We start from the raw sequence: 14,369 nt of genomic DNA, 5'->3' as shown, positions 1-14,369 counted from the left end.
GGATTTTATGTAATGAAAAAAGAAGCAATAGTTTTATTGAAAAAAATATATGGATATGATTCTTTTAGAAAAGGACAAGATTATATAGTAAACAGTATTTTAAATAGAAGAGATACAATAGGAATAATGGCAACAGGTGGAGGGAAATCTATTTGTTATCAAATTCCCTCTTTGATTTTTGATGGGGTAGGAATTGTAATTTCTCCTTTAATTTCATTGATGAAAGACCAAGTAGATGCTTTAAAAGTTTTAGGGATAAAAGCTATATATATAAATTCTACTTTAACAAAGGAGGAGTTTATAAAAGCTATCAATGAATTGAGATACAATAATGTAAAACTTTTATATTTAGCTCCTGAAAGAATAACTAATGAAAAATTTATAAAATTGATAAGAGAAATAAATATCTCTTTTATAGCTGTAGATGAGGCTCATTGTATTTCACAGTGGGGACATGATTTTAGAAAAAGTTATTTGGAAATTCCCAAATTTATAAAAGCTATGAATAAAAAACTTCCAATATTAGCTTTGACAGCTACAGCAACTCCAAGGGTTGTAGAGGATATTGAAAAATTTTTAGAGATGAAAAATCCTTTTAAGTATATAAGTGGTTTTGATAGAGAAAATATATTTTTTAAAGTTGAAAAATCTGTTATATCTGATGCTTATATAAGTAAATATATTAGAAATCATAAAAATATGTCAGGAATAATTTATGCTAATACAAGAAAAGAAGTAGAAGGATTATATCAATATTTAAAAGAAGTAAAAGGATATAATGTAGGAAAATATCATGCTGGTCTTTCTAAAGAAGAGAGAAGTGAAATGCAAGAGGCTTTTTTAAAAGATGATATAGAGATAATGGTAGCTACTAATGCTTTTGGTATGGGGATAGATAAATCTAATATAAGATATGTTATTCATAAAAATATTCCTAGAGATTTGGAAAGTTATTACCAAGAAGCTGGAAGAGCTGGAAGAGACGGACTTCCAAGTGAAGCTATTTTAATTTTTAATGAGGAAGATATAACTACACAGGAATTTTTTATAGAAGCTAATGAGGAAACAAGTGATGAACAAAGAAAAATCAAGAGAAGGAAACTTGATGAGATGGTAAGATATGCCAATCTAAATAGTTGTTATAGGGAGTTTATATTAAAATATTTTGGAGATAAAAGAATAAAAAATTATTGTGGAAATTGTGGAAACTGTAGAAACATAAAAGATGTAGAGGATTTAACAATCGAGGCAAAAAAAGTAATATCTTGTATAGGTAGAGCTAAAGAAAAAATAGGGACTTCTACTTTGATTAATATTTTATTAGGAAAAGCTGATACTAAAATAGAGAGAAAAAAATTAAATGAGATAACAACCTTTGGATTGATGAAAGAAAAAAATCAAGAGTGGCTTGAAGAATTTGTAAATTTTTTAATAGCTGAAAATTATATAGAACTTACTGCTGGAAGTTTTCCAATCGTTCAATTAAACAAAAATTCTTTTGATATATTGAAAAATTTAAAAACAATAAAAAGAAAAGTAAATGAAGTAATATCATTTGATTATTATGAAGATACTTTATTTAAAAAATTAAATTTCTTAAGAAAAAAAATAAGTGAAAAAGAGGGAGTTGCTCCATATATAATATTTTCTGATACTTCTTTATTAGAAATGTCTGAAAAGAAACCTAGAAATAGATGGGAGATGTTAAAAATAAAAGGGGTAGGAAATCAGAAGTTTAAAAATTATGGAGAAGAATTTTTAAAAACTATAAATGAGTTTACAGATGAAGATATAAAAAAAATAAAAATTGACAATTTTATAGATGAAAAATATTTAGATATAGAAAAAATAGAAAATCTTAAAAGAGATTTAAATTTAAAAATAGATACAGACCTATTAAAAGATATTATAGTGAAAAATTTATTTTTATAAAAATAAACTTTTTTGCAAAAAAAATGTCTAAATGGCATAACGATATAATATTGTTATATAAATTTCTCTCCCCAAAAAGAAATAAATAAAAATCCACTTCGAAAGAGGTGGATTTTTATTTTATTATTCATTTTCATATCCTTTTTCTTTTAAAAATTCAATTACTTTATCAATTGCCTCGTCAATGTTAGAATAATTTATTTCTAATTCATAAGTATGTTTATCTATTCCTTTATCATAAAGAGGGTCATAATATTCTTTCATAAGAATTTCGCTAAGTTCAGCTAATTTATTTTCCATTAATAAAGAGTGGTATCTATTATATTTTTCTTTACTTATATATCTAGCTACTTTTAATAAACATTCTTCTAACTCAGGAATAGAGGCTTTTGAGTAATCTTCTAAAATTACTTTTACTCTATTTTCCATAGATGTACTTATAAAAATATGAGTACCTGTTAATATACAGTTATATATAGGCTCTGGAACATAAAGGTCACCTATTCTTTTACTTTCACTTTCAACTAAAAAATAACCTTTTTTATTATTAACTAGATAATTAAAAATTTCTCCATCAAATCTTTTTTGACTTTGTTTTTTTTCCTCACAAAGTCCCCCAAAGAAAGAACCTTTATGGTCAGCCAACTTTTCTAAATTTAAAACTGAATATCCTCTTTCCTCTAATTTTTCTAAAATCTTAGTTTTTCCCTCTCCAGTTCTTCCATGAAGAACAATATATTTTATATTTTCATTTCTAGCAGCAATATTATTTAAAACATATTGACGATAAGCTTTGTATCCACCTTCTAACTTAAGAGTTTTATAACCAAGACTATTGAAAAGAACCTCTAAAGTTGTACTTCTCATTCCTCCTCTAGCACAATAGAAAATAAGTTTATCATATTTTTTAGAAAGTTCATTAATTTCTTTAAAAATTATAGGTAATCTTTTAGAAATTTTTTCAATTCCAATTTCTTTTGCTTTTTCCTTTGAAACTCTAACATAAGCAGTACCTACTTCAGCTCTTTCATCATCTAAAAGAGATGGAATGTTAATAGCTCCTGGAATAAGTTCCTCTTTATATTCTTTTGGGCTTCTAACATCTATTAAAATATAATTTTTTAATTTTAAAACATCTTCAAAAGAAATTTCTCTCATTTTAAACCTACCTTAAATAAAAAATTCTTAATTGATATTATAAACTAAAAAAGAAATAATATCAATTAATAAAATAACTATTGCCAAACTCTATTTTATAAGCTATAATGTAGAGTGGACTAAAAATAATGAAAATGTAAAGAAAATAGAGGATTTTAATTATTTTTGAAAAAATATATATAAAAAAATAAAAAAATAAAATAAAAATAGACTAAAATAATAAAAGTGAGTATAATAAATTTAGAAAAAATATTATTTTTTACACAAAAATAGATTAAAAAATAATCTAAAATTGCAGAAGAATATGAGGAGGTTACACTATGGCTACAAAAACATATTATAAAACAGAAGAGATAGGAGCAAATAAACCAGGATTTTCTAGAACACGTTCTATAATAGAAGCTGCCTTTTATGGAAATAATGTAACAAAAGTTACAACAGTAAAAGAAGCTTATAAATTAGCAAAAGCATCTCCTGGAACAATAGTAACAGATTTACCTGTTTACAAAGGAGAAGAATTTGGACTAGAACCTGATACTAAAGTTTTATTATTTAATGATGGACCTATTACAGGACGTTTTGCTGCAGCTAGAAGAATTATAGGAGACCCAGATATAGATAAAGAAAGATTAGATAAAACTTTAATGAACGCTGTTTATTATACAAGATTTAAAAAACTTTATCATGCTGAAGCATACATTGGATTAAATCCAGAATTTATGGTAAAAGCCCATTTATTAATACCTGAAGGTGAAGAAAACATAATGTATTCATGGATGTTAAACTTCCAATACTTATCAACTGAATATCTAAAAATGTATAAAAATTCTAGAGTTCTTCCTAAAGAATCTGATATATATATTTTTTCAGACCCATTCTGGAAAGGAACTAGATATGTAGAAGCTGCTGACCCAGAATATTTAACATATTTTGACCCAGAAAATAACTGTGCTGCTATACTTGGAATGAAATATTTTGGAGAATTTAAAAAAGGTACTTTAACTTTAGCTTGGGCTATAGCTAATCGTCAAGGTTATGTATCTTGTCATGGTGGACAAAAAAGATATAAACTAAAAAATGGAGACTCATATGTAGCTTCATTCTTTGGATTATCAGGAACAGGAAAATCAACTTTAACTCATGCTAAACATGATGGAAAATATGATGTGACAATATTACATGATGATGCTTTTATTATTAATACTGAAACTTGCTCATCAATAGCTTTAGAGCCAACATATTTTGATAAAACAAATGACTATCCAGCTGGAAGTCCAGCTAATAAATATTTACTAACAGTTCAAAACTGTTCTGCAACTTTAGATGAAGATGGAAAAGTAGTTATAGTAACAGAAGATATAAGAAATGGAAATGGAAGAGCTATAAAATCTAAATTATGGTCACCAAATCGTGTGGATAAAATAGATGAGCCAGTAAATGCTATATTCTGGTTAATGAAAGACCCTACATTGCCTCCTGTTGTAAAATTAAAAGGAGCTTCTTTAGCTTCTGTAATGGGAGCAACTCTTGCTACAAAAAGAAGTAATGCTGAAAGATTGGCTAAAGGTGTAGACCCTAATGCTTTAGTAGTTGAACCTTATGCAAACCCATTTAGAACTCATCCATTATCAGATGACTATAATAAATTTAAAAAATTAGTTGGAGATAAAAATGTAGATTGCTATATTTTAAATACAGGAGAATTTATGGGTAAAAAAGTTAAAGCTCAAGATACTCTTGGAATCTTAGAAAAAATAGTTGATAAAGAAGCTGTATTTAAACCTTGGGGACCATTCTCTGATATAGAAATATTTGAATGGGAAGGATTTGTACCTAACTTAGAAGATGAAGATTATCTAAAAGCTTTAAAAGCTAGAATGAATGATAGATTAGAATTTGTAAAATCTAGAGAAACATTTAAAGGTGGAAGAGATAGACTTCCTGAAGATGCTTTAGAAGCTATTGAAAAAGTTGTAAAAGAGATAAATTCTATTTAGTAAAAAAATAAGAAAGACCACTGTATAAAAGCAGTGGTTTTTTGTTTTTTATAAAAGAAAATTATAGTAAAATCTCAATTTTTAGTTTTATAAAATGTAGTATTATAGTTTTAAAAGTTCTGTATTAAAATAAAGATAATATTAAATTAATGAAAAAGGTATTGATTTTTTTTTTTTTGATGTATATTTAAAATAAAAATATAATAAAAAATTTTAAAGGGGGAAAATAATATGAATAATTACACTGAAAATACTTTAAAAAGATGGTTAAAAAGAAAAGTAAAAGTAACTTTAGGAATGATGGTTGCTTTTATGATAACAGGAACTGTAGGGTTTGCTGAAGTAATAGCTCCAACTTATGGAAATGGAAATTTAGAAATAAGTGGAGGAGAATATGGAAATATTTATGTTGGAGATATAGAGAAAACCGTAACAGAAGGAATTGGAAATATAAATAATGCAACAGTAAATGGAGATATTTATGCTACAAATGCTGACTATGGGGTAATAAAAGATGTTGAATTAACTATAAAAAATACAATAGTAGATGGAATAATTTATATGGAAAAATCTTCTGAAGAAGGAAGTTCTTCAGTATTAAATACAGAAAATTTAACAGTAACTAATGCAAAAAGGGTTAATGGAAGTTCCTATGCGAAAGGAATAGCATTAAATGATGGTAGTATAGGTAATTTTGGTGGAGATTATTTAAATATAGATATAAAAGGAGAATCTACAGAATCAGTTGTTGGAATTCAAGTATTTGGTTCAGAGGCTAAATTTTCTTTAAAAGAAACTAATATAAATGTTGAAAGTAAAGGTTCTAGTTCAAAATGGGGATTTGGTCTACTTGTAAATGGAAGTAATGGTGGAAAAGCTATTTTTGATGGTGGAAATGTAAATATATCATCATATACAAAAGATTATACAACACAAACTTTAACAGCCAAAAAAAAATCTGAAATATTATTTAATAACAGTGGAGATATAAATATTACTTCAACTAGTGAATTTGGAGTAACAGGAGTAGATAATGATGGTGGAAAAATTTCTTTTAATAATAAAGGAAATGTAACTATTTATGGAGAAATTTTACCTGGAGATAAAACAGGTGCAACAAATGTTGTAGGAATTCAATCAGGTGCTTTTGCTAATAATTCAGAAACAGAAATAACAGCAAATGTAAAAGATTTTAGTATAATATTAAAAGGGGCTGGAGTAGATAACGATGGAACAAGTTACTCTACAGGGACAAAAGCAGTAACTATAGACATAGGAGATAAATTTTTAGTAGATTCTAATACTTTTAATATAAAAATGGATATTGCTAAAGATTTAATAAATACTCCACCAGATGGTCATACATCAAATCAAGCATACGGATTAGATTCTGTGGGTGGAACTATAAAAATAGGAGAAAACACTACCACTAATATAGAAATAAATCAAGGACAAGGAGATGTATATGCTGTTCATTCTAAAGGCTCTGCAGGAAGTATAGATATATTAGGAGATACTTATATAAAAGCAAATGGAACTGGAAAAAGTTATGCATTATATGCTGAAAACGATAGTACTATTAATGTTGTAGGAGAAAATAAAACTGTTCAAATTGATGGAGATATAAAATCAACAGATTCAACTATTAACATTAATTTAACAGGAGAAAATTCATATATAAATGGAAGTATAAATGAAGAAACTAGTTCTAGTACAATAACATTGGCAAATACTGAAACTTCAGCTTCTCCAAAAGGAATAAATGTAGTTCTAAAAGATGGAGCTACTTGGAATAATAATAACAATAGTTCTTTTGGAAAGCTTACTATGGATAATGGTATTATAAATAATGGATTAGGAAAGAATATTACAATAGGAAATTATACAGGAACAGGAACTGTAAATATGGAAACTTCTAAAGAAGAAGATGGAAGTTTTAAAACAGGAAGTTTAAGTATTGGAGTTGTAAATAGAGAAGATGAATTAGAAGATTCTTTAGATATAAACTTTACAGGAATAACTGCTGATGATATTGTAAATGATATAAATGGAAATTTAGGAAAATTATCAGGAAATATTACAGGAGAAGGAATAAAATCTATTGATACAACTGTAAGAGTAGAAGAAGGACTAACAGAAGGAGCTATCACAGGAAATTTAGGAGAAAATGGAGAGTTAAATACTTCTACAATAAAACAAAATAAAACAACAACTACAATGGATGGTTTACAAGCACTATCAACTAATATGTATATAGCTTGGAAACAAGAGATGAATTCTTTAAATAAAAGAATGGGAGAATTAAGAAATTCTACAGGAAACGAAGGAGTTTGGGCTAGAGTTTATGCTGGAGAAAGTGAATACAACAAAGGATATGAAAATAAATATCAAACATATCAAGTAGGATATGATAAAAAATATTCAACTGACAATGGTACAGGATTTGTAGGATATTTAGTAAGCTATACTCAAGGAGATACAGATTATTCTCATAACTCATATGTAACAGGAGATAATACAGCAGTAGGTGGTGGAATCTATGGAACTTGGTTAGGAAATAATGGAGATTATGTAGATGTAATCTTTAAAGTAAGTCGTTTAGAAAATAAATATGATGTAACAAGTTTAAGTGGAATAAATTCATCAGGAGATTACAATACATTTGGAATGAGCTTAAGTACAGAATATGGAAGAAGATTTAACTTAACAAAAGGATTCTTCATTAAACCAAGCGTAGAAATGAGTTTAGGAAGAGTAGGGGCAGAAGATTATAGAACAAGTTCAGGATTAAATGTAGAACAAGATACAATTTATACAGCAGAAGGAAGAGTAGGAACAGCTTTAGGATATAATTTTGATAAAGGAAATGTATATGTAAGAGTAGCTGGGGTAAAAGAATTTGCTGGAGAATTAGATACAACAATAAATGGAAAAACAATGACAGAAGACTTAGGAGATAGCTGGATAGAATATGGAATAGGAGCAAACTATAGAGTACTAGAAAATCTAAATTTATATGTAGACTTTGAAAGAACAGGAAGTGCAGAAGTACAAACAAATTGGCAAGGAAATTTAGGATTTAGATATGAATTCTAAAAAATAAAAAAAGATATAAAGCATATTATAGTAAAAAATAAGAAATTTTATTTTTTAATACCAATAAAAATAAAGAATTAAAATTACAGGATGAAAAAAATCACTCTTAAAATCAGGGGTTATAATTATACCTTAGATTTAAAAGAGTGATTTTTATTTATAGATTAATAAGTTGTATAGTTAATAATTATTTTAGGAAGTTAAAACTTCCATTTTTTTGGTGAAAAAATATTTTTCGCCAGTGGAAAATTTTGACAACAAAAAATATTTTTCTTAATAAAATTATATCATTTTATTTTTCTTTTGTAAAATAAAAATAAAATAGAAAATATTATTTGTCCATTGATAAAAATAAATTTCAAATATTTAATTTTAGTAAAAAAAATGATATAATAAAATATTGAATTATAAAATAAAAATAAAAAAAGAAAGTAGGAAAAATGAGAGTATTAGTAATTGGAGATATTGTAGGAAGTCCTGGAAGAAAAACATTGGAGGAATATTTAAAAAAAGTTGGAGAAAGATATGATTTTATAGTTGTAAATGGAGAAAATTCAGCTGCTGGTTTTGGAATTACAGCAAAGATAGCAGATGAATTTTTTGAGAAAAAAGTAGATGTTATAACAAGTGGAAATCATATTTGGGATAAAAAAGAGATTTATACTTATTTAGAAAATTCAGATAGATTATTAAGACCTGTAAATTATCCAGAAGGAGTTCCAGGAAAAGGTTATACTATTGTAAAAAGTAGAAAAGGAATAAATGTAGGAGTTGTATCTATTCAAGGGAGAGTATTTATGCCACCAATAGATTGTCCTTTCCAAGTTTTAGGAAAAGTAGTAGAAGAAATGAGAAAAAATTGTAAAATCATAATAGTAGATTTTCATGCTGAAGCGACTTCTGAAAAAATTGCTTTAGGAAAATATTTTGATGGAAAAATCTCTCTTTTATATGGAACGCATACTCATGTACAGACAGCTGATGAAAAAATATTATTAGAGGGAACAGGATATATTTCTGATGTTGGAATGACAGGTTCTGACAATGGTATAATCGGAATGGATAATGAATGTGTTATTCCAAAGTTTATAAATTGTCTACCACAAAGATTTGAAATAGCAAAAGGTTTAGAGAGATTAAACGGAATAGATGTTGAAATAGATGAAGAAACTGGAGAATGTACAAGAATAGACAGAATAAATCTTTCTTTAAGTCAAATAGAAATAATGTAGGAGAAATTTAATGAAAGTATTAGAGATAAAAGTTGTATTTGAAAGTGATGATTTAGAAAAAGCAAAAAAAGAAATAGGAGATGTATTTTACGACTTTGGTGCTACAGGTTTAAAAATAGAAGAGCCATTGACACATAAAAATTCTTTAGATTATTATAAAGATGAAAAACAATTTTTAATGGTTGAAAATGCTGTATCAGCTTATTTTCCAATAAATCCTTATTCAGAAAGAAGAAAAGTGGCTATTAGTGAAGCTTTTGATAATAAGTTTCAAGATAGAGATGATATTATATATAGTATAGAATTTTTTGAATATGATGAAGAAGATTATCAAAACAGTTGGAAAAAATATTTCTATACTCAAAAAATAAGTGAGAGATTTGTTGTAAAACCTACTTGGAGAGAATATGAGCCTCAAGAAAATGAGCTTGTGATTGAATTAGACCCAGGAAGAGCATTTGGAACAGGAACTCATCCAACAACTTCATTATGTATAAAACTTATGGAAGAAAATATATCTTCTGATGATACTGTAATAGATGTTGGAACAGGTTCAGGAATATTGATGATAGCTGCTGAAAAATTAGGAGCAAAAGAGATTGTAGGAACTGATATAGATTCAATGGCTGTAGAAGTAGCTAGAGAAAACTTAGCTTTAAATAAAGTTGATAAAGAAAAGGCAAAAGCTTATGTGGGAGATTTAATATCAGTAGTAAAAGATAAAAAATTTGATGTAGTTGTGGCTAATATTTTGGCTGATGTATTACTAATACTTCTTAAAGATATATCAAGAGTAGTAAAAGAGGATGGAATTATAATATTCTCTGGAATAATAGAGGATAAATTAGATGAGATGAAAAAAGCTATAAATGAAATAGGTTTAGAAATTTTAGAAGTAAAAGCTGATAAAGAGTGGAGAGCTATTTTAATGAAAAATAGATAAATTGGGAGGGAAGTTATGAGAAATTTTATAGTAGCAATAGATGGACCAGCAGGAAGTGGAAAAAGTACAGTAGCTAAAATTTTGGCTAAAAAATATTCAATGACTTATTTAGATACAGGAGCTATGTATAGAATGTGTGCCTTATATTTTTTAGAAAATAATATAAGCCTAAATAAAAAAGGAAATATTGAAAAACATCTACCTTTAATAAATATTGATATAGATAGAGATAGTTTTTATTTAAATGGAAAAGATGTATCTAAAGAGATAAGAACTCCAGAAGTTACAGGTTTAGTTTCTTATGTAGCTAAAATAAAAGAAGTGAGAGAAAAAATGGTAGAGTTACAAAGAAAGATAAGTTCTGGAAAAGATGTTATATTGGATGGTAGAGATATTGGAACAGTAGTTTTTCCAGATGCTGATTTAAAAATTTTTTTAGTAGCTTCTCCGGAAGAAAGAGCTAGAAGAAGAATGAAAGATTATGAAGAAAAAGGGATAAAAGAGGAGTATAATAAAGTTCTAGCTGGAATATTAGAGAGAGATTTTATAGATTCTACTCGTAAAGAAGGACCATTAAAAAAAGCAGAAGATGCTGTTGAGATAAATACTGATGGAGATACTATTGAAGAAACAGTAGCTAAATTAGGAGTATTTATAGGAGTAGCAAGACAACAAAAAGCTAAGAGAGATGGAGAGAAATATGATATATAATTTTTTAAGAGTGATTATATATATAATATTATTCTTTGTATGTATATTTGATAGAAAAAAAAGAGAATTTATAAAAAAGAGATTTTCTCAAAACTTTGAATTTTTAAAAAGTGATAATAAATATTTTTGGATTCACTGTTCATCTGTAGGAGAGGTAAATTTAACAGATTCTTTAGTGAAAAAAATTCTTGAAAAAAAAGATGAAGAGATATTGATAAGTACTTTTACAGATACAGGATATGAAACAGCTATAAAAAAATATTCAGTAAATAATAGAGTAAAAGTAATATATTTTCCATTAGATGATTATTTTATAATAAATAAAATCTTAAAAACTATTAGCCTTAAGGGATTGATTCTTATTGAAACTGAAATTTGGCCTAATTTAATAAATTTGGCTTATAAAAAAGGAAAAATATTTTCAGTTAATGGAAGAATATCAGATAAAAGTTATAAGAAATACTTAAAGATAAAAGGTATTTTAAAAAGTTTATTGACTAATAAAATAGAAAAATATTATGTCCAAACAGAAATAGATAAAGAGAGATTTGAGAGTTTAGGGGCAACTCCTGAAAAAGTCATAGTTACAGGAAATTTAAAATTTGATATAGAATTACAAAATTATTCTTTTGATGAAAAAGAACAATTAAAAAAAGTAATTTTAGCAAAAGATAAAAAAATATTTGTAGCTGGAAGTACAAGAACAGGGGAAGATGAAATAATAATAGAAGCTTTAAAAAAATTAGAAGATTATCTATTAGTATTAGTTCCTAGACATTTAGATAGAATTCCTAAATTAGAAAGTACAATAACAAATATGGGAATTAATTATAAAAAATTTAGTGAATTAGAAGAACAAACTAATATAGAAGAACATGATTATAAAATATTAATTGTTGATAAAATGGGAGTTTTAAGAAAGTTTTACTCTATAGCAGATATATCTTTTGTAGGAGGGACTTTAGTAAATATTGGAGGACATAGTTTATTAGAGCCTTTATTTTACAGAAAAACGCCAATTTTTGGAGAGTATTTACAAAATGTAAAGGATATAGCGAAAGAAATTCTTAGAAGAGAGATAGGTTATGAAGTAAAAAATTCTGATGAAATATATGAAATAATCTTAAAAATAGAAAAAGAAAATTCAAAAGAGAAAGAGATAGAGGAATTTTTCAATGCTAATAAAAATGTGGCAGAGAAAATAGTAAATGATTTATGATTTTGGAGGGAGAATGAAAGAAATAAAAGAAAAAGAATATTGGGAACATTTTTTTGAAAAGCCTAAAAAACATTATAATCCATATATGGAAAGATTAAAAGAGTTTCCAGAATACATAATGTATGATAGTGATTTAATGGATTCATATAAAAATAGATGGAATGAATTTTTTGGAAATAATAACCCAATATATATAGAAATTGGTTCAGGTAGTGGAAATTTTGCCATAGGAATGTGTCAAAAATATCCTGAGAGAAATCATATGGCTATGGAGTTAAGATTTAAAAGATTACATTCATCAGCTAGAAAATCTAAAAATTTTAATTTAAAAAATGTAGTTTTCTTAAGAAGATTTGGAGAACAAATTCTTGATTTTATAGGAGAGGGAGAGATACAAGGAATGTATATAAATTTCCCTGACCCATGGGAAGGAAATGAAAAAAATAGAATAATTCAAAAACCTTTGTTTGAAACTTTAGATAAAGTTTTAAAAGTTGGAGGAAAATTATTCTTTAAAACAGACCATGACCAATATTATTTAGATGTATTAGAATTATCAAAAGAGTTAGAAAATTATAAAGTAGTTTACCACACTAATGATTTACATAAAAGTGAAAAAGCTATTGATAATGTTTTAACAGAGTTTGAACAATTATTCTTAAATAAATTTAATAAAAATATAAATTATATAGAAATTGAAAAAATAAAATAGAAATCTGGTTAAAAACTTGTAAAAAATAAAAAAATATGGTAAAATGTATTATAAGTTGTAATCATTATAAAAATGTAAAGAAAAATTTAGGGAGGTTACAAATGAAATATCCATTTAGTTTATTAGAATTACCATATAGTTATACAGATTTAGAACCAGCTATTAGTCAAAGAACTTTAGAGTTCCACAGAGATAAACATCTTAATGCTTATACAAATAACTTAAATGCAGCTTTAGAAAAGGCTGAAATTTTACATAATCTTGAAATAGAAGAAATATTATCAAATCTAGATAAAGTACCAGCTGATGTATTAACAGCAGTAACAAATAATGGTGGAGGAGTTTATAACCACAATTTCTATTTCCAAGCTTTAACAAAACCAAACTCTACAGAGTTAAAAGGGGAATTAAAAGCTAAAATAGAAGAGGATTTTGGAAGTGTTGAAAAATTTGTAGGAGAATTTAAAGCAGCAGCAACAACTTTATTTGGTTCTGGTTGGGCTTGGTTAGTTTTAAAAGATGGAAAATTACAAATAATAAAAACTGCAAACCAAGATACTCCATTAAAAGATGGTTACAAACCATTACTTACAATAGATGTATGGGAACATGCTTATTATATAGACTATCAAAATTTAAGACCAACTTATATAGAAAAATATATGACAATAGTAAATTGGGATTTAATCGAAAAGCGTTATATGGAAGCTAAATAAGAAAAATAAAAAGAACAGGTCTCCTGTTCTTTTTTATTTAGAATTTAATAATAATTCTCTAAACTCTTTAACTGACATTTTTGTTTTAGAAAGATTTTTTGTAGAAAGAACTGATGAAGAAATATTTGAGTATTGTAAAGTTTTTAAAGAGTTAATATGAGTTATAGCTATGGCTATAGCATCAGCTGCATCATCAGGTTTAGGAATTTCTTTTAATTTTAAAATAGTTTTAACCATAAGCTGAACTTGTTTTTTGTCAGCTTTTCCATAACCAGTAATTCCTATTTTTACTTGTAATGGTGTATATTCATAGATAGAAAGATTATTTTTTTTACCAGCTAATAAGATAACCCCACGGGCTTCTCCTACAGAAATAACAGTTTTATTATTTTTAAAATAAAACAACTCTTCAATAGCCATGTGGTCTGGAGAATATTTATTAATAATTTTTTCAAGTTCATTAAAAATTATTAGTAATCTATCATTCATAGAAAGATTTTTATCTGTATAGATACAACCATAGTCTAAAAGTTTTAAAGATGAATTTTCTAATTCTATTATTGAAAACCCTACTATTGCTGTACCAGGGTCTATACCAAGTATTTTCATAATTATACTCCTAAAATAAAATATGATTAGATTATAACATAAAA

At 26.4% G+C, this 14,369-nt stretch carries 11 protein-coding genes; 9 read left to right on the top strand and 2 right to left on the bottom strand.

Features of this window, described 5'->3' with window-relative positions; all coding sequences use genetic code 11:
- The first annotated feature begins 12 nt into the window (after positions 1-12).
- Positions 13-1,932: a DNA helicase RecQ gene (gene recQ / locus HF862_RS05785; protein ID WP_170186974.1), complete on the top strand. Its 1,920-nt coding sequence runs from the start codon at positions 13-15 to the stop codon at positions 1,930-1,932.
- A 123-nt stretch (positions 1,933-2,055) separates the two neighbouring features.
- Here recQ and mnmH read toward each other — a convergent pair whose 3' ends face one another.
- Positions 2,056-3,090: a tRNA 2-selenouridine(34) synthase MnmH gene (gene mnmH / locus HF862_RS05780; RefSeq protein WP_170186973.1), complete on the bottom strand. Its 1,035-nt coding sequence runs from the start codon at positions 3,088-3,090 to the stop codon at positions 2,056-2,058.
- Positions 3,091-3,410: 320 nt separating this feature from the next.
- Between mnmH and HF862_RS05775 the strand changes: the two genes are divergently transcribed.
- The 8 genes from HF862_RS05775 to HF862_RS05740 all read left to right on the top strand — a co-directional run bounded on the left by HF862_RS05775 (position 3,411) and on the right by HF862_RS05740 (position 13,716).
- Positions 3,411-5,087 (top strand): phosphoenolpyruvate carboxykinase (ATP), encoded by a 1,677-nt coding sequence (locus tag HF862_RS05775; RefSeq protein WP_170186972.1) that lies wholly within the window; start codon positions 3,411-3,413, stop codon positions 5,085-5,087.
- A 231-nt stretch (positions 5,088-5,318) separates the two neighbouring features.
- Complete coding sequence (locus HF862_RS05770) at positions 5,319-8,183, top strand: autotransporter outer membrane beta-barrel domain-containing protein (RefSeq protein WP_170186971.1); 2,865 nt, start codon at positions 5,319-5,321, stop codon at positions 8,181-8,183.
- Between the two features lie 440 nt (positions 8,184-8,623).
- The gene (locus HF862_RS05765; RefSeq protein ID WP_170186970.1) at positions 8,624-9,415 is read left to right on the top strand and encodes a TIGR00282 family metallophosphoesterase; all 792 of its coding nucleotides are present in this window, start codon (positions 8,624-8,626) and stop codon (positions 9,413-9,415) included.
- 10 nt (positions 9,416-9,425) lie between these two features.
- Positions 9,426-10,358 (top strand): 50S ribosomal protein L11 methyltransferase, encoded by a 933-nt coding sequence (gene prmA, locus HF862_RS05760; RefSeq protein WP_170186969.1) that lies wholly within the window; start codon positions 9,426-9,428, stop codon positions 10,356-10,358.
- Positions 10,359-10,373: 15 nt separating this feature from the next.
- Complete coding sequence (cmk, locus tag HF862_RS05755; RefSeq protein ID WP_170186968.1) at positions 10,374-11,069, top strand: (d)CMP kinase; 696 nt, start codon at positions 10,374-10,376, stop codon at positions 11,067-11,069.
- Entirely contained in the window at positions 11,059-12,288 is a 1,230-nt protein-coding gene (locus tag HF862_RS05750) for a 3-deoxy-D-manno-octulosonic acid transferase (protein ID WP_170186967.1), read from the top strand. Before cmk ends, HF862_RS05750 begins: the two co-directional genes overlap by 11 nt.
- A 13-nt stretch (positions 12,289-12,301) precedes the next feature.
- A complete protein-coding gene (trmB, locus tag HF862_RS05745; RefSeq protein WP_170186966.1) occupies positions 12,302-13,000 on the top strand; it encodes a tRNA (guanosine(46)-N7)-methyltransferase TrmB in 699 nt (232 codons plus the stop codon).
- Positions 13,001-13,101: 101 nt separating this feature from the next.
- On the top strand, positions 13,102-13,716 hold the full coding sequence (locus HF862_RS05740; protein WP_170186965.1) for a superoxide dismutase: 615 nt from the start codon (positions 13,102-13,104) through the stop codon (positions 13,714-13,716).
- Positions 13,717-13,749: 33 nt separating this feature from the next.
- Here the strand turns inward: HF862_RS05740 and ruvC are convergent, their stop codons facing one another.
- A complete protein-coding gene (ruvC, locus tag HF862_RS05735) occupies positions 13,750-14,325 on the bottom strand; it encodes a crossover junction endodeoxyribonuclease RuvC (RefSeq protein WP_170186964.1) in 576 nt (191 codons plus the stop codon).
- Positions 14,326-14,369 lie beyond the last annotated feature (44 nt).

The sequence above is a fragment of the Fusobacterium sp. FSA-380-WT-3A genome, from assembly GCF_012843705.1.
In the GTDB taxonomy this organism is placed as follows: Bacteria; Fusobacteriota; Fusobacteriia; order Fusobacteriales; family Fusobacteriaceae; genus Fusobacterium_B.
The sequence above is the reverse complement of the archived record's forward strand: the minus strand, read 5'-3'. Positions and strand labels throughout refer to the sequence as shown.